Source organism: Corynebacterium sp. HMSC070H05 (assembly GCF_001837615.1).
Classification (GTDB): domain Bacteria; phylum Actinomycetota; class Actinomycetes; order Mycobacteriales; family Mycobacteriaceae; genus Corynebacterium; species Corynebacterium coyleae.
Genome location: NZ_KV833282.1, coordinates 19995 through 38350 on the forward strand (window position 1 = coordinate 19995; position 18356 = coordinate 38350).

General features: G+C 63.3%; 15 protein-coding genes. 6 read left to right on the plus strand and 9 right to left on the minus strand.

Going from position 1 to position 18356, the window contains the following annotated elements:
- Positions 1 to 106: 106 nt before the first annotated feature.
- Complete coding sequence (locus tag HMPREF2617_RS01660) at positions 107 to 1045, plus strand: methylenetetrahydrofolate reductase (protein WP_070839333.1); 939 nt, start codon at positions 107 to 109, stop codon at positions 1043 to 1045.
- 14 nt (positions 1046 to 1059) lie between these two features.
- On the plus strand, positions 1060 to 3309 hold the full coding sequence (gene metE, locus HMPREF2617_RS01665; RefSeq protein ID WP_070839336.1) for a 5-methyltetrahydropteroyltriglutamate--homocysteine S-methyltransferase: 2250 nt from the start codon (positions 1060 to 1062) through the stop codon (positions 3307 to 3309).
- 156 nt (positions 3310 to 3465) lie between these two features.
- Here the strand turns inward: metE and HMPREF2617_RS01670 are convergent, their stop codons facing one another.
- Entirely contained in the window at positions 3466 to 4428 is a 963-nt protein-coding gene (locus tag HMPREF2617_RS01670; protein WP_070568176.1) for an endonuclease domain-containing protein, read from the minus strand.
- Positions 4429 to 4707: 279 nt separating this feature from the next.
- On the opposite strand from HMPREF2617_RS01670, the gene HMPREF2617_RS01675 reads away from it, so the two are divergent.
- From HMPREF2617_RS01675 to HMPREF2617_RS01690, 4 genes are all read left to right on the plus strand, one after another.
- Entirely contained in the window at positions 4708 to 5229 is a 522-nt protein-coding gene (locus tag HMPREF2617_RS01675; protein WP_070421945.1) for a peptidylprolyl isomerase, read from the plus strand.
- A gap of 80 nt (positions 5230 to 5309) precedes the next feature.
- On the plus strand, positions 5310 to 5984 hold the full coding sequence (locus tag HMPREF2617_RS01680) for a rhomboid family intramembrane serine protease (protein ID WP_070839339.1): 675 nt from the start codon (positions 5310 to 5312) through the stop codon (positions 5982 to 5984).
- 253 nt (positions 5985 to 6237) lie between these two features.
- Positions 6238 to 6444, plus strand: coding sequence for a hypothetical protein (locus HMPREF2617_RS01685; protein WP_141761172.1), 207 nt, complete (start codon positions 6238 to 6240; stop codon positions 6442 to 6444).
- Positions 6445 to 6635: 191 nt separating this feature from the next.
- A complete protein-coding gene (locus tag HMPREF2617_RS01690; protein ID WP_070839342.1) occupies positions 6636 to 8201 on the plus strand; it encodes a catalase in 1566 nt (521 codons plus the stop codon).
- Positions 8202 to 8268: 67 nt separating this feature from the next.
- Here the strand turns inward: HMPREF2617_RS01690 and HMPREF2617_RS01695 are convergent, their stop codons facing one another.
- The 8 genes from HMPREF2617_RS01695 to HMPREF2617_RS01730 all read right to left on the minus strand — a co-directional run bounded on the left by HMPREF2617_RS01695 (position 8269) and on the right by HMPREF2617_RS01730 (position 18338).
- On the minus strand, positions 8269 to 9660 hold the full coding sequence (locus HMPREF2617_RS01695; protein WP_070839346.1) for a hypothetical protein: 1392 nt from the start codon (positions 9658 to 9660) through the stop codon (positions 8269 to 8271).
- A 194-nt stretch (positions 9661 to 9854) separates the two neighbouring features.
- Positions 9855 to 10130 (minus strand): cell division protein CrgA, encoded by a 276-nt coding sequence (crgA, locus tag HMPREF2617_RS01700; RefSeq protein ID WP_070449902.1) that lies wholly within the window; start codon positions 10128 to 10130, stop codon positions 9855 to 9857.
- Positions 10131 to 10154: 24 nt separating this feature from the next.
- Positions 10155 to 12233, minus strand: a complete 2079-nt coding sequence (gene pknB, locus HMPREF2617_RS01705) for a Stk1 family PASTA domain-containing Ser/Thr kinase (protein WP_070839348.1) — start codon at positions 12231 to 12233, stop codon at positions 10155 to 10157.
- Positions 12234 to 13730 (minus strand): serine/threonine-protein kinase, encoded by a 1497-nt coding sequence (locus tag HMPREF2617_RS01710; protein WP_070839350.1) that lies wholly within the window; start codon positions 13728 to 13730, stop codon positions 12234 to 12236.
- Entirely contained in the window at positions 13731 to 15185 is a 1455-nt protein-coding gene (locus HMPREF2617_RS01715) for a penicillin-binding transpeptidase domain-containing protein (protein ID WP_070421953.1), read from the minus strand.
- The gene (locus HMPREF2617_RS01720) at positions 15182 to 16525 is read right to left on the minus strand and encodes an FtsW/RodA/SpoVE family cell cycle protein (protein WP_070839352.1); all 1344 of its coding nucleotides are present in this window, start codon (positions 16523 to 16525) and stop codon (positions 15182 to 15184) included. The genes HMPREF2617_RS01715 and HMPREF2617_RS01720 overlap by 4 nt, the downstream gene beginning before the upstream one ends.
- Positions 16522 to 17892: a PP2C family protein-serine/threonine phosphatase gene (locus HMPREF2617_RS01725; protein ID WP_070839355.1), complete on the minus strand. Its 1371-nt coding sequence runs from the start codon at positions 17890 to 17892 to the stop codon at positions 16522 to 16524. The genes HMPREF2617_RS01720 and HMPREF2617_RS01725 overlap by 4 nt, the downstream gene beginning before the upstream one ends.
- Positions 17889 to 18338 carry an FHA domain-containing protein FhaB/FipA gene (locus HMPREF2617_RS01730; protein ID WP_070421956.1) on the minus strand — a complete coding sequence of 150 codons (450 nt, stop codon included), beginning with the start codon at positions 18336 to 18338 and terminating at the stop codon, positions 17889 to 17891. Before HMPREF2617_RS01730 ends, HMPREF2617_RS01725 begins: the two co-directional genes overlap by 4 nt.
- Positions 18339 to 18356: the final 18 nt, after the last annotated feature.

Below are 18356 nucleotides of genomic sequence, written 5' to 3' on the forward strand. Positions count from 1 at the left end.
AGACAACCTTGATTGTGGCGCGGAAACGGGCAACATAAGTTTCAAGTCACCGTTTAACCACGGTGCAACAAGTCCCGATGACAGCCAGCCGAGAGAAAGGTCCGCCATGTTCGAAGCCTCCCCTTCGACCCGGCTTTCCGCCTCGGCACCCATCGACCGCGAGGGCGCTCCGGTGATCCGCCGCCCCCGCCCGAAGCGCCAGCGCACCGCGTTGAGTTTCGAGATCATTCCGCCGCGCCCCTCCGACAGCGTGGCCAAGATGGACGAACTCATTGCCGGCCTGGCCGCCTACAACCCGGATTACGTCTCCGTGACCAGCTCGCGTCGCAGCGAGTGGCTCGAAGGCACTGCCTTGGTGATCTCCCGGATTGCGGAAACCACCGACCTGCGCCCGATCGCACACCTGGCCTGCACGGCGGGTACGCGCGAGGAGCTCACCGAGTGGATCCGCACGCTTATCGACGCCGGCGTGCGCGGCTTCCTCGCACTCCGCGGCGACCTGCCCGAAACGGGCATGCCGGAGCACCACCTGCAGTACGCCACCGACCTGCTCAACCTCATCGAGGAAGTGCAGGAAGAGGAGGCGTTTCGCCTCGCCGCCGGCAAGCTCGCGCTGTCGGTTGCGTGCTACCCGAAGGGGCACGAGGAGTCGCGAAATTTCGACCATGACCTGGATGTGCTGCTGACTAAGCAGCGCCTGGGTGCCGATTTCGCGATTACACAGCTCTTCTTCGAGGCGCAGGATTACCTGGACTTTGTCGAGGTAGCACGCCTGGCTGGTGTGCGTATCCCGTTGATTCCGGGGATTATGCCGATGACTTCCCTGAAGCGTGTGCGCCGGATGGGTGAGTTGTCGGGGTTGGAGGTGCCTGAGGTCGTCGAGAAGCAATTGCTCGAAGCTGACGACGAATACGAAACCGGCATGCAACTCACCGCCAAGCTTGCGCGGGAGATTTTGGACGCCGGCACCGGCGGACTCCACGTGTACACCCACAACAACCTGGCCGTCACGCGGGACTTCTTGGACCGCATCGGCATCCAATAGATAAAGGACAAACCATGACCACCTTCCCCAAGGCAACCATCGAGGGTTACCCGCGCATCGGCGCGAACCGCGAGCTGAAGCACGCGCTTGAGAGCTACTGGGCAGGGCGTATCGACGCCGACACGTTCCGCTCCACCGCCCGCGCCCTCCGCGTGAACAACTACAACCATCTGCGCGACCTCGGCCTCACCGAGGATTACGCCATCCCCGCCGACGTCGCCCTCTACGACCAGGTGCTCGAGACCGCCCTGACCGTGGGCCTCGTGCCGGGCGGGGTGGATCTGGACGAGGAGTTCGCGCTCGCCCGCGGCAACGCCACCCGCGTGCCGCTGGAGATGACCAAGTGGTTCGACACCAACTACCACTACCTCGTGCCGGAGATCGAGGCAGGTCAGGAGATTAAGGCCGTGCCGGAGCGCATCCTGCGCATCGTCGAGGAAGCCGCCGAGGCCGGCCACAAGGTTCGCCCGTTCCTCGTTGGCCCGGTCACCCTCATTGCGCTGTCCAAGCCTGCTGAGTGGTCGCTGCTGCCAGCGCTTGTCGACGCCTACGCCGAGGTATTTAAGGCCCTCAAGGACGCCGGCGTGGAGTGGATCCAGATCGCCGAACCGGCCGTGGTCGCAGACCTGTCCACCCCGGACGCCGAGATTGCCAAGTACCTGCGCTCCGCATGGTCCGACCTGCTTGGCCGCGAGGACCGCCCTTCCGTGTACCTGACCACCCCGTACGGCTCCGCCCGCGAGGCCCTGCCGGTCCTCGGCGAACTCGGCGTGGAAGCACTGCACGTCGACCTTTCCCCGTGGACCCTCGACGCCGACGCCGGCTACCCGGAGCGCATCCGCACCACCATCCCGGAGACCACCCACCTCGTCGCCGGCATCATCGACGGCCGCAACGTCTGGGCCGCCAACCTGCGCGAACGCACCGAGGTCCTCGAGTCCCTCGGCCGCCCGGTATCCGTCTCCACCTCCACCTCGCTGCAGCACGTGCCGCACACCCTCAAGGCCGAGCGCAACCTGCCGGTCGAGGTCGCACCGTGGCTGTCGTTTGCTGACGAGAAGCTCGCCGAGATCCAGGCACTTGTCGCCGGCCCGGAGGCCGCAGCCGAGGCGTTCGCCCAGTCCGACCGCGCTGTGCGCACCCGTGCAGAATCGACGACGATTCACAACCAGGCGGTTGTGGACCGCGTCGCAAAGCTGCCGGAGGGCGAAGTCAAGCGCGAGCCGGCCTTCGAAGAGCGCATCAAGGTCCAGCGCGAAGAACTGAAGCTGCCCACCCTGCCAATCACCACGATCGGCTCCTTCCCGCAGACCCAGGAAATCCGCAAGGCCCGCGCCGACCACCGCGAAGGCACCCTTTCCGACGCCGACTACAAGGAAGCCCTCAAGACCGAAATCAAGCAGGTCATCGAACTGCAAGAAGAGATCGGTCTCGACGTCCTCGTCCACGGCGAAGCCGAGCGCAACGACATGGTCCAGTACTTCGCCGAACTCCTCGACGGCTTCGTCGTCACGGAAAACGGCTGGGTCCAGTCCTACGGCTCCCGCTGCACCCGTCCGCCAATCGTCGTCGGCGACGTCTCCCGCCCCAACGCCCTGTCCGTCGACTGGTCCGCATACGCCCAGTCCCTCTCCGACAAGCCGGTCAAGGGCATGCTCACCGGCCCGGTGACCATCCTGGCCTGGTCCTTCAAGCGCGACGACGTGCCGCTTTCGGTCTCCGCTGACCAGATCGGCGTCGCCCTTGCCGACGAAGTCGCCGACCTCGAGGAAGCCGGCATCAACGTCATCCAGATCGACGAGCCAGCCCTGCGCGAACTGCTGCCACTTCGTGCCGACGACCGCGCCTCCTACCTCGACTGGGCCGTCCGCGCCTTCCGCCTCGTGTCCTTGAACGCGAAGCCGTCGACCCAGATCCACACCCACCTCTGCTACTCGGAGTTCGGCCAGATCATCGACGCTGTCGCCGGCCTCGACGCCGACGTCACCTCCATCGAGGCAGCCCGCTCCAAGATGGAACTGCTGGAAGATATCGACGAGACCTTCCACTCCGAAATCGGCCCCGGCGTGTGGGACATCCACTCCCCACGCGTGCCGTCCACCGAGGAAATCGCGGGCCTGCTGCGTGCCGCGCTCAAGAATGTGCCGACCGAGCGCCTCTGGGTCAACCCGGACTGCGGCCTGAAGACCCGCGGCTACGCCGAGGTCGACCCGTCCCTGCGTAACCTGGTCGCCGCCCGCGACGAGGTCGTCGCCGGCCTGTAGGTTCTGGGGTTCTGGCCCCTCCTCCTCCCGCGCGCCAGCCCCGCGCCCCCGCTGTGGAGTTTCCAGCGAACTAGTTGTAGCGAACCGCCCAAAATGTGCGATTCGCTGGGTGTAGTTCGCTGGTTTCTTCGTTTCAGGGGTGCGGCGCGGCGCGCTTTACGGGAATCGGGATTGGCGTTGCCTTGGACGTTGCTGGGTCGCGGCGACTTGCGGCTCACCGCGCTTGTCTGCCCGTGCTTTCGCCTCCCGTATCCGGCGGACGCATTCCTCCGGATTCCGGAGTATCTCCCGTGTGAAAAATCGGATGACCTCGTATCCCTGCTCACGAATCCAAGTTTCGCGCTTGAGTTGAGAGAGGACGGCATCGTGAGGCTTGTTCTCGAACTTATCGAGGCCATCGATCTCAATAACGAGGTTTCCCCAGATCAGGTCGACTCGGAAATCTGGTCCGATCCACAGTTGCATCTCCACCTCAATACCGTTTTCGTGGAGGATCACACGCAGGAGGGTCTCGTACGGTGACTCTGACCAAGGAGACGCAAGTTCGAGTGCCCGCCGTGCGTTCGCAATCCCTCGTTTTCCCTTGAGACGGGCAATTTTCGCTTGGATGGTCTCCCATCGTCTCCGCTTTTCTTGGAGGGTGCCGAAGCTTAGAAGCCAGTCCATCGCGACCGCGCCCTGACGCACGCCGTGAAACCGCGCGATGTCGATCGCGGTGCGCTCTGGGCTTGTCACCTGTATTTTTCGGTCCGCACCGATGCAGTCGGTCCGGTGGATGCAGTAGACGTCCGATTCAGGGATCCGCATGTGACGGTAACGCAGACCGTCGGGCCAGTCTTTCGTGGATGGTGGCGTACCGTGCGTTTGTGCGAGCTCGATGACTTCCTTGCCGTCCGGGATGGTCCACATGTTCAGTAGGCGGGCGGCCGAGCGACTCACCAACACCGAGCGATGGGCCGATGAACCTGCTGCGTAGCAGCGTAAGTACTCGCGCTCGTACGGCCGCAGCGCGTTCCACGCTTCGAGGCGCACGTATCGACGCGATGCAACTTTTACGCATGCTTCCGCCTCGGCGACCGCCTGGCCGACGAGCAATTGCGTCAACTTTTCCCCAACCATATGACCCCCCGGTTTATGATGCTGGATTAAAAGTATCCGCTGGGGAGCCGATGCACAAGAGCAACGTGCTAACCGAGGCCTCCGATCGAGTTTCCAGCGAACCAGTCCCAGCGAATCGGCAGTTTTCGACGATTCGCTGGGATTGGTTCGCTGGGTTTGCGATCAAAGTCCTGGACCGCCCAGGACAGCCCAGGACACCAAGACAGCCCAGGACGGCTCGGCACGCTCAACCGCCGACCCGGCGAACGCCCTCGGACGATTCCGCGTAGTCTGGTCGGCATGACTCAGAAGACACAAACGATGACGTTGCACACGAACCACGGCGATATCGTGATTGACCTGTTTGGCAACCACGCGCCGAAGACGGTTGAGGTAATCACTGGCCTGGCGACGGGCGAGCAGGAGTACGCCACCAAGAACGCCCAGGGCACGACCGAGGGCCCGTTCTACGACGGTGCGATTTTCCACCGCATCATCCCGGGTTTCATGATCCAGGGCGGCGACCCGACCGGCACCGGCACGGGCGGCCCGGGTTTCCAGTTCGCGGATGAATTCCATCCGGAGCTGCAGTTTGATCGTCCGTACCTGCTGGCTATGGCGAATGCGGGCCCGGGCACGAATGGTTCCCAGTTCTTCATCACCGTGGACGCTACCCCGTGGTTGAACAACCGCCACACCATCTTCGGCGAGGTCACGGATGAGGCGTCGAAGAAGGTTGTCGACGAGATCGCGAACGTTCAGACCGGTCGCATGGACCGTCCGGTTGAGGACGTTGTGATCAACTCGGTCGAGGTCAAGTAAGAAGACACGCCCGAGACACGCCTCGATCAGCCCCTGCCAGTTGGCGGGGGCTTTTTCGTGTCCGAAGTACGCTGAGGGCCATGTTCCCCAACGCTTTGAAGAACACGTTGAAGAATGCGCCGGCCACCTCTGTCATTGCTGCGTTGTGCACGTTGGTGTTTGTGGTGACGGCGGTGCAGTCGCGAAGTGTGATGGACGTGATTTGGGATTCGCCGGTGGGGGAGCAGATGATTCTGTTCGGCCCGTTGGTGTACGACTGGGGTTATTTGCGCACGTTGAGCGCGGGTTTTCTGCACCTGGACATTACGCATCTTGCGTTGAACATGTTCATGTTGGTGTTCATTGGCGCGGAGGTGGAGCGCTTTGTGGGGTCGGGTCCGTTTGCGGTGGCGTATTGCGCGGGGGTGCTGTGGTCGTCGATTAGCGTGCTTGCGTTTAATTTCACAACGCCGACGGCGGGCGCGTCGGGGGCGTTGTACATGCTGATGGCGGTGCTCATCGCAGTTGCTTATCGACGATCAACTGACCTGCGCGCCCCACTCACCCTGGTGGCGGTGAACGTGGTGTATTCGCTGATGTCGCCGACGGTGTCGCTGTGGGGGCACCTGGGTGGGCTGGTCGCGGGTGCGGTGATGGGGTGGTGGCTGACCTCGCCGAATGTGCGCACGCGGTGGGTGGCGGCGTGTTCGGCGTTGGTGGCTGCGGTGCCGGTGGTGTGGGTGTTGACGTTGCCGTCGACGATCCCTGTGTACTAACCGGAGTTATCCACAAGCGTTATCCACAATGTGGAGAACTACACGCGTGTTGTTCCTCGAACGACACGTCGAACAGCGAAAACGACACGCCGAAGTTACCTGGGATTTTCGAATAATCCCCAGCACATCCACGGTGCCTGTGGAGTTGTGCACAGAGTTATCCACAGGTGTGGATAGTTAGTGTTCGAATAACGGGAGAGCAATGTCGCTGCCGTTGGTTAGGATCAAAGCCAAAAGGAAGAAGGTGATTCTCATGAAGCTGAAAGTGCGCCGCTTTACCAATGCAGAGCTGCGAGCACGCCAACGCGATTTGCGCGCGAAGTTAACTGAATCGTTGGGGATGGCGTTGCCATCTGATGACGTACTGAAGGAGCTTGCCTGGTCAGGCGGGTTCACCTACGAACAGCGAGACATCTACGACGAGTTGCGCAGGGTGGAGTCACTTCTCGGGGAGCGTTAAGCGTGGAGAAAGAGGCTGTAGGACCTCGGCTACAACGTGGAGCCGCCTTCTGGTGGCGACGTAGAGAAGCGTAGAAAACGTACTTGGTAGCCACCGTCGAGGCTGCTTACGAATGTTTCGGCAACCGGTTCATGCGGAAGTACCTACGCTGGGCGGGGTACACGACAACAACAGCGAACTGAGGAGTGAGCATGGCTGAGAAGAGTAAGGCGGAGGAGATCGTCGCTAAGGGCGAGCGTCCTGCGGGCAAGGGCCGTACCACTGAGTTGAGTGGTCAGCCGGTTGCGTCGGAGAACATTTCGGTGACGCAGGGTCGTCAGGGGGCGAATGTGCTTAACGACGTCCACCTGATCGAGAAGTTAGCCCACTTCAACAGGGAAAACGTCCCGGAGCGTATCCCGCACGCGAAGGGCCACGGCGCGTTTGGCGAGCTGCACATCACGGAGGATGTGTCGCAGTATACGAAGGCGAAGCTGTTCCAGCCCGGCACCGTCACGCCGATGGCGGCGCGTTTTTCCACGGTTGCGGGCGAGACTGGCTCGCCGGATACCTGGCGTGACGTGCACGGTTTCGCGCTGCGTTTTTACACGGAGGACGGCAACTACGACATTGTGGGTAACAACACCCCGACGTTCTTCCTGCGCGACGGCATGAAGTTCCCGGATTTTATTCACTCGCAAAAGCGTCAGCCGAACTCGGGCTTGCGTGACGACGAGATGCAGTGGGACTTCTGGACCCGCACCCCGGAGTCCGCACACCAGGTGACCTACCTCCTGGGCGACCGCGGCACCCCGAAGACGTCGCGCCACCAGGATGGTTTCGGTTCCCACACCTTCCAGTGGATCAACGAAGAAGGTACGCCGGTGTGGGTGAAGTACCACTTCAAGACTCGTCAGGGTTGGGAGTGCTTCACCGACGAGGAGGCCACCGAGAAGGCCGGTACCGATCCGGACTTCCAGCGTGCGGACCTGTTCAACGCGATTGCCGAGGGCGACTACCCGATCTGGGACGTCAAGGTGCAGATCATGCCGTTCGAGGAGGCGAAGGATTACCGCTTCAACCCCTTCGATCTGACCAAGACCTGGTCGCAGAAGGATTACCCGCTGATCCCGGTCGGTTACTTTGTGCTGAACCGCAACCCGAAGAACTACCACGCGCAGATTGAGCAGCTTGCGCTTGATCCGGCCAACCTGGTGCCGGGTGTGGGTCTGTCGCCGGACCGCATGCTGCAGGCGCGCGTGTTCGCGTACTCGGATCAGCAGCGCTACCGCATCGGTACGAACTACAAGGACCTGCCGGTCAACCGCCCGATCAACGAGGTGAACACCTACGCCGAGCGCGGCTCGATGGCGTACTTCTTCAACGAGGAGAATGAGCCGAACTACTCGCCGAACCGCACCGACAAGGGTGCCGGCTACCTGGACAACGGCGAGGATTCCTCCTCCAACTTCACCGATTACGGCCAGGCGGAGAACCTCTATGTCAACCCGGATCCGGAGGGTACTGACCTTGTGCGTGCTGCGTACGTCAAGCACGCGGAGGACGACGACTTCGGCCAGGCTGGCACGCTCTACCGCGACGTGTTCGACGACGGGGAGAAGGAGCGCTTCGTTCACAACATCACCAACAAGATGATGGCGATTAAGAACAAGGACGTCGAGGAGCGCGTTTACGAGTACTGGGGCAAGGTCGATACTGACCTTGAGACCAGGGTTCGTGAGTCGCTGGCGAAGAAGCGCGCGGCACAGAACAACTAACGCACAGTAAAGCCCGTTGAGTCAACAGACTCAACGGGCTTTGTCAGCTTCGCGGTTTTAGAAGGGTTTAGAAGGTACCGCGGACCTGGCGACCGAAGTCAGAGGTGGTTGCGTCGAGGGAGGACACCTTCTGGTCGTTGTACAGGGAGGTGTCGCCTGCGAGGCGGCCGGTCTGGGTGACGGTCAGGGTGTTGTGGAGACGGCCTTCCTTGGTGTTGCCGTCGCCGAAGGAGAAGCCGGCGAGCAGCATGTCGTCGCCAGCGTTGACCGGGTTGGACAGGGTGACCTCGAAGACGCGGACGTTGCGGTCGAAGTCGTAGCCAAGGTCACGGACGTGGGAGCCGTTGTAGCGGGTGGTGGTGATCAGACGGTCGACGCCCTCCGGGCCGGCGAAGGTGCCGACCTCAACGCGGAAGGTGACAGCCGGGAACTCGCCCCAGTAGCGCTTGTCGCCGACGTTCTTCACGCGCAGCGCGACGGAGCCTGCGAAGCCGGAAGCCTTCCAGGTGGAGGTGGTGAAGTGCGGCTGCAGGTCGAGCTCGCGCACAGCGTTCTCTTCTGCTTCGATGACCTCTTCAACCTCACCGGTGTTGGTCTCTTCGACCTCGTTGATGATGTTGGTGCCCTCGTCGGTGATGTCGTTGTTGGTGACGTCTGCTGCCTTGTCGTCCTCAACCTTGTCAACGTCATCGAGGTTCGCGCCGGTCTCGATCTTCTTGACGTCCTCGTTGTACGCCGGGTTCGGGTTGTCCACCGGGGTGGTCACCTGTGCGCCCTTGTTCGGTGCCCAGGAGCCAGCCGGGGTGGCGTAGTTCTTGACACGCACCTCGTTCTTAACCGGCATGTTGGCGATCCAGGCGGTCGGGGTGGCCCAGGTGCCGTTCGGGCGGCAGCGCTGCTGGGTACCGGTCATGGTGACGGTGCGGAAGCCGTAGGTGGCCTCGCCGGTGTTGCCTGCCGGCACCTCGTACGGGCCGATCTGCTGGCCGACGGACCAGCTCAGGGAGCCGGAGACGTCCCAGCCGAGGGACTTGGCCAGGGAGTAGCCGATGTTGCCCTGCAGGCCGTCCTTGGAGCCAGAGCCACCGAGCGTGATCGTCTCGGTCTTAGAACCGTTGACGGACGCGGAGATGGACTGGGTACGGGACAGATCCTGGGACAGCGGGATGGCCTTGTCGGACAGGTTGGTGGTGGAGATGGTGCCCACCGGCAGGAAGTTGTCCTTCACCTTGTACACGACGGTGCGGTAGTCCTCGGTGGAGTTGCAGACCGGACGTGGGTTGAGGACGTTGGCCTTCAGGTGGTCAGAACCACGGTAGGTGTGGATGATCGGCAGAGCATCGTTGGTTGCCGGAGTCTCCGGATAGGACTCTTCAAGGGTTTGAGCGGTTGCGGTGACTGCGGAGCCGGCGATGGCGACGGCTGCGAGTGCTGCAACGGCGGAACGGATTGCGCGCACGGGCGGTCCTTTCTCGGTGACTTTTCCTTTGAAAACGTTGAGGTGAGATTTAACTCTCACTGATAAAGTGATAATCGAGTGCACAGGTTTGTGCAGAAAACTGTTGTAGAATTCACCGAATCCGGGGGTAAACGAAACAAACGGGGCGCCGCGGAAACACTCCGCGACGCCCCGTTTAAGCAGGGAAAACCGGTTTAGCGCCAGCCCATGGTCATCAGCAGACCGAGGATCATGCCGGTAAAGCCGATGGCGTAGTTCCACGGGCCGAGTTCGGCGAGGAACTGAATTTGGTCACCGGCGAGGTAGTACAGGATCAGCCACGCCAGACCGAGAATCATGAGGCCGAACATGATGACCTTGTACCACACTGGGGTGCCACCGGTGTTGACCTTGACAGGGGTACGGGACACGCCGGTGGAGGTGCTGCTGACCGGGCGGACCGGGTCCTTGGTTACTTTCGCTTTAGGCATCGTTGTCTCCGTTGCTTTCTGGGGTTACAGGCCGAGCCTGCGTTCCATGTTGCGTACCGCGTTTGCCGCGTTTACAGCGTTCTGGGGTGAAACTGTATCAGCCTCACCTGCAGCTGCGTTATTTTGCGGCAGCAAGGCGCCGGCGTCGAACTTCCACAGGTTGTAGTTGATGGCCTGGTCTTTGCGGATCAGGTCGCCGGCGGGGATTTCTTGGTGGCCGATCTGCCCGGCGTCGACAAGCGCGCCGGTGGGCACGGTGGGCCCGGCGACCATGCGGCCGCTCCAGCCGGCGTCGCGCAGCACGCGCTCAGCGTCCGACGGCTCGAGGTGCGTGATCTTCGGCATCTTCATCAGCATGCCGTTGGAAATGCGCAGCTCAATGGTGGTGCCGGTGGGCACGTCGGTGTTTTCACCGGCGACGGCGAGCACTTCACCCTCGGGACGCTCGGAGTCCACCTTGGTCACAGTGGCGCGCAGTTGCAGCGACGACAGGGTCGCGGTGGCTTGCTCCACGTTCAGCCCCACCAGCGACGGCACCTGGACCATGTCGGGGCCGGAGGAGACGGTGATCGCGATGCGCGAGCCCTTGGCAATCTGGGTACCGCCAGCGGGTTGCTGGCCCAGGATGATGCCTTCTTCGATATTGTCGCTGGATTCGCGGCGCACGTTCGGGTTGAGCTCGAGGCCCGCCTTCTCCAGCTCCTCGATCGCTTCGTCCGTGGTCAGGTTGGTCACGTCTGGCACGTCCGTCATCTCCTTGCCGGAGGAAACGGTCAGTTTCACCACCGCACCCTGCTTCAGTTCGGAGCCTGCTGCCGGATTGGTTGCGATGACGTCGCCGCGTTTGATGTCCGGGCTCGGCTCGTCCATGACGGAGACCTGGAAGCCGAGACGTTCGAGTTCCTGGATGGCTTCGTTGCGCGGCTTGCCGGTCAGATCGGGGATCTGCACCATCTTTTCCTGCGTGATGGCGGGTTTGTTGCCCTCGGAGAAGTAGTCGTACGCAAACCAGGACACTGCGCCGACGAGCACCAGGCTCAGCAGCGCCGCGATCCACTTCAGCGTGTTCGAGGAGGTCTTCTCGTTGGCGGCGCGGTGGTCGGCGTAGCGGGTGTGCTGTGCGGCCTCTGGAGCCATTGCTTCTCTGCGACGCGGAGCCGGCCCACTGACCGCACCCTCAACCACAACCGTGTTGTCCACAGCGTGCGCACCCGCGTCGTGCTCGGCGGCGGACAGGTGATTACGCGCAGCGGTGGTGACGTTGCCGTGCTCAAGGAGCTGCAGGTCTTCGCCCATTTCGGTGGCGGTCTGGTAGCGATCCGCCGGGTGTTTTGCCATCGCGGTGAGGATAACGGAATCCACGTTGACGGCCTCGTTGTCCGTCAGCGGGTTCGGGATCCGCTCGGACGGCGGCACCGGGTCCTCCTGCACGTGCTGGTAGGCGACGGCGAAGGGGGATTCGCCCTCAAACGGCGGCACACCGGTGACGGTTTCGTACATGACGCAGCCGAGTGCGTAAATGTCGCTGCGTGCGTCGGCCGGTTTGCCGCGGGCCTGCTCGGGGGAGAGGTACTGAGCGGTGCCGATCACCGCGGAGGTTTGCGTCATGGCGGAGGTGGAATCGTCCAACGCGCGCGCGATGCCGAAATCCATCACCTTCACCGAACCGGTGTTGGTGACCATGATGTTGGCGGGTTTGATGTCGCGGTGGATGATGCCAGCGTCGTGGCTGGCCTGCAGCGCGCGGGTGACCGGCAGCAGCAGCTTCGCCGCACGCTCGGGCGTAAGCGGACCTTCGTTGCGCACGATGTCGCGCAGGTTCATGCCGTTGACGCGCTCCATGACGATGTAGGGCACGTCCACACCGGAGGTTTCCACCGACCCGGTGTCGTAGACCGCCACGATGTTCTCGTGGTTCAGCCGCGCCGAGTTTTGGGCTTCGCGGCGGAAGCGCTCGCGGAAGTTCTCGTCGCGCGCCATGTCGATCTTCAGCATCTTCACGGCGACGTCACGCCCAAGCGCGACGTCAGTGGCGGCATATACGTCTGACATGCCGCCGGTGCCGATGATGTTGCCGAGTTCATATCGGTCCGCGATCAGCATTTACCTGCCACCTCCGAACAAGTTTTCAAGGTCTGGCAATTCTATCCCAGGCGCCGGCGCATTCGTCTCCTGCGTCGGGGCTGGTGCCACGCTGGTTGCCGGTGCCGACGTGGGGGCTTGCTCTGCCGAGGTCGGCGCGGTTGTTTCGGGTGCCTCGTCGTCCGGTGCAGGTTCGTGTTGCTCAGGTGGCTCGACGAAGCTCACGGTGCCGGGCGCGTGCGTCTCGGTGACCGTGGTGCGCTCGTGGTGCGTGGTGGTAGCCACGGTATCCGTCTCGGGCTCCTCTTCCTCCACTGCGGTTTGGGTGGCCACGGTCGGAGTCGTGGTCGGGGTGGAGCCGCCGATGAAGCGGTCGAACACGCCTGCGGTGTACGCCCAAGCTGCGATCACACCGACAAGCGCGAGCCCGAGCAGCGTAGCGACGACCGGCCCAGCCGCCGATTTCTTCTGCGGAGCCGGGGCAGCCGGGGCTGGTTTGGGTGCGGGGGCGGGGGGTCGTCGAGAAGCAACGGCTCGCGCTGCGGACGGCGGGTACGCGCCGGCGGGACGGGCAGTGCGTTCGCTGGCAACGTTGGCCAACATCTGAGTCGACGCGGTGGCGGACGGCTCCATGGCCACCACCTGCGTGTTCCCACCAGGCTGGGCAGGCCGCAGGCCTTGGCGGACCTGTGCGATGGCGAGCTGGAACTCGTTGCCGTCGCGGAAGCGCTGGCCGGGGGTCTTGCGCAGGGCGATCTCGATGAGTTCGCGCGCCGGGGCAGACACCGAAATCGGCAGCGCAGGCGGCTCGGCGGACACGTGGGCGAGTGCGACCGACACCGAGGAATCGCCGGTGAACGGGCGCTTGCCGGAGAGCATCTCGTAGCCCACCACACCCAGCGAATACACGTCGGAGGCAGACGTCACCTTCATGCCCTGGGCCTGCTCCGGGGAGACGTACTGGGCAGTACCCACCACCATGCCGGTACGCGTCAGCGGCACCGCGGCTGCCGCCTTGGCAATGCCGAAGTCCGTGATCTTGATCTGCCCGTTCTGGGTGATCATCAGGTTGCCCGGCTTAATGTCGCGGTGCACCAGACCCATGCGGTGAATCACCGCCAAACCGTGCGCGGCCTGCTCGAGGACGTCAAGCGCGACCGCCTCATCCAACTGGCCCTCGCGGGCGATGAGGTCCGCCAGCGACTCGCCGCGGATGTACTCCATGATGATGAAGCAGACGGTGAAGCCCGCGTCGGTGTCTGCCTCGCGGTAGTCGTAGGTGGCCACCACGTTGTCGGAGTTGATGCTCTGGGCGCTCAACGCCTCGTTGCGGAAGCGGGCGAGGAACTCCGCGTTGGAGCTGAACTCGGGGCGCAGCACCTTGATGGCCACCTCGCGCTCGTTGGCCAGGTCGTCTGCCAGCCACACGGTGGACATGCCGCCGTGGCCGATGATCCACTGCAGCTGGTAGCCGTCGCCGACGAGCTGTTGCAGGTCCTCGCGGTTTTCGGTGTTCATCTACTGTGCTCCTTCCACGGGTGCGGGGGCGGCGGGTGCTGCGCGCAGCACGGCGCGTCCGATCGGCCCGGCGACTTGGCCGCCGTAGGCTGCCTCGCCCATGTTGCCACCGTTTTTCACCACCACGGCAACGGCGACGTCCTTGGCCGGGTCGAAGGCGACGTACCACACGTGCGGGGCGGCGCCTTCGGCGTGCTCGGCCGTGCCGGTCTTGGAGGCGAATCCGTTGCCGTCGTAGCCGAAGGTCCACCGCTCGGACGCGAACATCAAGTCCGTGATCGTCGCGGCTTCCTCTTCCGTTACGGCCTCGTTGAGTTCCACCGGCTCGGTTTCGTGCAGGACCTTGCCGTCGGCGTTGCGCACTTGCCGCACCACGTGCGGTTCCATGCGCTTGCCCTTATTTGCGATGGTCGCAGACATCATCGCCGCCTGCAGCGCGGTCATGGTCACGTCGCGCTGACCGATGGTGGACTGCGCCAGCTCGGCGCCGCCGGGCAGATCGCCCAGCGAGCCGGCGGCATTCGGCAGGCCCAGGTTGTAGCGCTCGCCCACGCCGAAGCGGGCGGCGGCGTCGCGCAGCGCATCCGGGCCCATGGCGAGGCCCATCTGCACGAACGCGGTGTTGCAGGACAGGGCGAACGCGGTGCGCAGCGGCACCTGCCCGCCGCCGGCGCAGGGCTGGCCGCCGTCGTTGGTCAGCGGGATGTTGTCCGTGCCCGGCAGGATGATTTGCGTGTCGCCGGTCAGCGGCGACTCTGGCGTGTAACCGTTGCGCAGGCCAGCGGCAGTCGTGATGATCTTGAAGATCGATCCCGGAGGCAGCTGCTCCTGCGTTGCGTGGTTGAGCAGCGGGCGGCCCGGGTCGTTGTTCACGCGCGCCCACGTGTCGCCGGCAGTAGCAGGGTTGGCGATCTCGTTGGGGTCGTAGCTCGGCGTCGAAGCCATAGCGAGCACCTCGCCCGTCGACGGCCGCAGCGCCACCACAGCACCATTGTAACCAGGCTGCGCAAGCTGGTCGAATGCGAGCGCCTGCAGGTTCGGGTCGATGGTTAACTCGACATCGTCGCCCTTCTTCGAATCCTCGAGCCCGGTGCGCAGGAAGCGTGACGACGACCCACCCTCACCCGTGAGCTCCCCATTGAGCCCCGCCTCAAGCTGGGCGGTGCCGTACTGGTCGGACACGTAGCCGACCACCGGGGCGAAGGACCACGGCATGTTCGGGTAGGTGCGCTGGAAGTAGCCGGTCTGTTCGTTCTTGAACGACTCTGCAAGCGTCAGATCTCCGGCCTTGATGTTGCCGCGGTTGATCTGCTTGAGCTCCATCACCGTGCGGGAATTGCGCGGGTCCTGGGCATATTCGTCTTCACGCATGGTTTGGATGATGGTGAAGTTCACAAGCAGCGCGGTAATCAGCAGCAGGGAGACGACGGCGCCGTAACGGATCGACTTGTTCATCGGGCACCCACCACCTGGCGTCGCTGTGTGCTTTCGTCGTACTCCGCCGGGCGGTTCGCGCTGCTAGAGATGCGCAGCAGCAGGCCGAGCAGGATGTAGTTCGCCATCACCGACGAACCACCGGCAGACATAAACGGCGTGGTCAGGCCTGTCATCGGCATCATGGAAGACACGCCACCGGCGACGACGAAGATCTGGATCGCAGTCGTCAGCGCAAGGCCCGCAGCCAGCAGTTTGCCGTAGGAGTCGCGCACCTGCATCGCCGTGCGGAATCCACGGGTGATGAAGATGGCGAACAGACACAGCACGGCAGCGATACCGACCAGGCCGAGCTCTTCGCCGATCGCGGCGAGGATGTAGTCGGAGTGCGCCACCGGCACGAGTTCTGGGTGGCCGTAGCCCAAACCGGTGCCGGTCATACCGCCCCAGCTCAGGCCGATCAGGGCGTTGGCGGGCTGGTTGCCAATGCCTTCAAAGTCTGCGAACGGGTCGATGAAGTTGGCCACGCGCTCCTGAATCTTCCCGCTCACCTGGTACACCGCGTAGCCACCGACGGCCACGAGGGCCAGGCCGATGGCCAGCCAGGAGATGCGGTCGGTGGCGAAGTACACCATGCCCAGCACGGTGGCGAACAAGAGCAGCGCCGGGCCGAAGTCGTTGGATGCCGCCATGATCAAAATGGCAATCGCCCACACCATCAGAATCGGCGCGAGGTCGCGCACACGCGGGAACGTCAACCCCAGGAACCTGCGACCCGCCACCGTAAACAGGGCGCGTTTCTGCGCCAACAGTTGAGCGAAGAAGATCAGCAGCAGGATCTTGGAAAACTCACCCGGCTGGATAGAAAACGGACCAAGCCACAGCCAGATGCGGGCATCCGCGTGGCCTTCCGGCTGCGGCCACACCAGTGGCAGCGCCAGGAAAATCAGGCCAACCAGGCCCAGCAGGTACGAGTACCGCGACAGCGCTTGGTGCTCGCGCACGACGAGCAGGGTGAGCACCATCAGCCCCACGCCGACGAGCGACCACATCATCTGCCGCTCTGCCAAAGGCCCGTATCCAGGGCGTTCGGCGAGGTCAAGCCGGTAAATCACCACCAGTCCGATCGCATTGAGCAGCGCCACCATCGGCAGCAATACCTGATCCGCGTGTGGCGCAAGAAACGCCAGCGACAGGTGCGCGATCGCGTACACGCCGATGAACCCGCCCACGAGGTACAGCATTTCGGTGGACAGGGTGCGCCCCTGGCTGGTCTCCAGCCCGAACAGCATGAGCAGCAGCAGGCCGGTGGCGAACAGGAGCAGCAGCAGTTCGCGGCTACGTGCAGTCAGCCTGCTCATTGAACCTCCCGGCACTTGTTGTCCTCGGGCTTTTGCTTATCCACACAACCCGGCAAGGCATCATCCGCCAAGTCCTTCAACCGGCCAAGCACTTCGTCGTACGTGCCGGTAAAGCCCTCGTCGACAATTGCTTCGCGCTCTTCCTGCGGCAGGTCATCGACGCTAAACAGGTGGCAGTCCTCCGGCGTAGAGTTCGCCGAAATCACACGCAGATCGCCGTCCTTGCTCAGGCAGGCGTGCTGGATGCGCTCGACCTTCTCTGCGGCGAATGGGTTGCTGCGCGAGGTGTGCTCCACGACGAACTGCCTGTCGTCGTTTACTGTCAGCGCGTACTCGTCCACAATGCGGGACTTCGACCACACCGCACCGCCAACAACCAGCGCCAACAGCAGCACAAGCGTGGCGACGACCCACGGCCACACCGAGCTCGGCTGCTTAGCCTTCGCGGTTGCTGAGTGGGACTCCTCGTCGGAGTCGGCGGAATCCGACTCCTGCGTCTTCGCCCGGTTGTGGTCCGGGGTGATCGTCTCCGACTTGCGCAGCAGCGCCGCGGCCCGGCTCGCGGAGGAATCTGGGTGTGTCTGTTCCACAGCCGGCACCAACGCGCCGGCTTTCACTGCGGCGGGTGTTTCGGGGACGTCCGCGTCGTCGTCAACCTCGATGACCTCGGCCACCACTACGGTGACGTTGTCCGGACCACCGGAACGCAACGCCAACTCAATCAGGCGCTGCGCCGCCATCTCAGGCGTGCCGTCGCCGAGCGCGATCTCGATCGTCTCGCGCGTGACCGGATCCGACAACCCGTCGGAGCACAACAACACGCGGTCGCCCGGCTTGACCTCTACGAGCTCCAGGTGGGGCTCGACCTCGCGGCCCGTATACGCCTTGAGAATCAGGGATTTCTGCGGGTGGCTGGACACGTCCTCGGCGGCGAGCTTGCCTTCGTCGACAAGCGACTGCACAAACGTGTCATCCACCGTGAGCTGCGTAAGTTTTCCGTCGCGCAGCAAATAGCCTCGCGAATCACCCACGTGAATCAGACCGAACTGCTGGCCGTTGAACATCAACGCCGTCAGCGTCGTACCCATGCCAGCCTGCTCCGGGTGAGTCCCCACAGACTCCGCGATGGACGCATTCGCGTCCTCTGCCGCCGCACCCAACAACGCCAACATGTCGGCATCTTTCGGGTCGCGGTCGAGGTGCTCCATGTGCTCCACCATCAACTGGGAAGCAACCTCACCAGCAGCGTGGCCGCCCATGCCATCCGCAAGCACCAACAAGTGCGGACCCGCATACGCCGAGTCCTCATTATTAGTCCTGACCAGGCCGCGATCGGACGCGGCGACGAAATCTAGCGCGAGCTTCACGGCATTAGCCTCACAATCGTGCGTCCCATCTTCATATCCATGCCCACGGTCACCCGCTCAGGCTGATCAATTCGCACCCCATTGACAAAGGTGCCGTTGCGCGAATCCAAGTCCTCCACAAACCAGTCACTGCCACGCCGGAACAGGCGCGCATGGCGTGACGACGCATAATCGTCACCCAGCTGGAAGTCATTGTCACCAGCCCTACCAACAGTGAACTCCTCCAAGCTGGCAATCTCCATGTGGGAGCCTTGCAACGGGCCCGCAACAACCGCAAGAGTGCGCGCCTTTTCCCTCGGCGCAGGCGAAGAAGCCACCGCTTGGCGACGAACCGCCCCACCCGCCGAGACAACATCCTTACGCTGCGTCCACATCACCAGCAGGATGAAGACCCACAACAGCGCCAACAAACCAAAACGCGCGCTGAGGATAATTGTGGAATCCATCTCAAACCTTCCGGTGCT

Coding starts and splice junctions, on each gene's coding strand:
- HMPREF2617_RS01660 (WP_070839333.1), top strand. CDS start 107: ATGTTCGAAGCCTCCCCTTCGACCCGGCTTTCCGCCTCGGCACCCATC.
- metE (WP_070839336.1), top strand. CDS start 1,060: ATGACCACCTTCCCCAAGGCAACCATCGAGGGTTACCCGCGCATCGGC.
- HMPREF2617_RS01670 (WP_070568176.1), bottom strand. CDS start 4,428: ATGGTTGGGGAAAAGTTGACGCAATTGCTCGTCGGCCAGGCGGTCGCC.
- HMPREF2617_RS01675 (WP_070421945.1), top strand. CDS start 4,708: ATGACTCAGAAGACACAAACGATGACGTTGCACACGAACCACGGCGAT.
- HMPREF2617_RS01680 (WP_070839339.1), top strand. CDS start 5,310: ATGTTCCCCAACGCTTTGAAGAACACGTTGAAGAATGCGCCGGCCACC.
- HMPREF2617_RS01685 (WP_141761172.1), top strand. CDS start 6,238: ATGAAGCTGAAAGTGCGCCGCTTTACCAATGCAGAGCTGCGAGCACGC.
- HMPREF2617_RS01690 (WP_070839342.1), top strand. CDS start 6,636: ATGGCTGAGAAGAGTAAGGCGGAGGAGATCGTCGCTAAGGGCGAGCGT.
- crgA (WP_070449902.1), bottom strand. CDS start 10,130: ATGCCTAAAGCGAAAGTAACCAAGGACCCGGTCCGCCCGGTCAGCAGC.
- pknB (WP_070839348.1), bottom strand. CDS start 12,233: ATGCTGATCGCGGACCGATATGAACTCGGCAACATCATCGGCACCGGC.
- HMPREF2617_RS01710 (WP_070839350.1), bottom strand. CDS start 13,730: ATGAACACCGAAAACCGCGAGGACCTGCAACAGCTCGTCGGCGACGGC.
- HMPREF2617_RS01715 (WP_070421953.1), bottom strand. CDS start 15,185: ATGAACAAGTCGATCCGTTACGGCGCCGTCGTCTCCCTGCTGCTGATT.
- HMPREF2617_RS01720 (WP_070839352.1), bottom strand. CDS start 16,525: ATGAGCAGGCTGACTGCACGTAGCCGCGAACTGCTGCTGCTCCTGTTC.
- HMPREF2617_RS01730 (WP_070421956.1), bottom strand. CDS start 18,338: ATGGATTCCACAATTATCCTCAGCGCGCGTTTTGGTTTGTTGGCGCTG.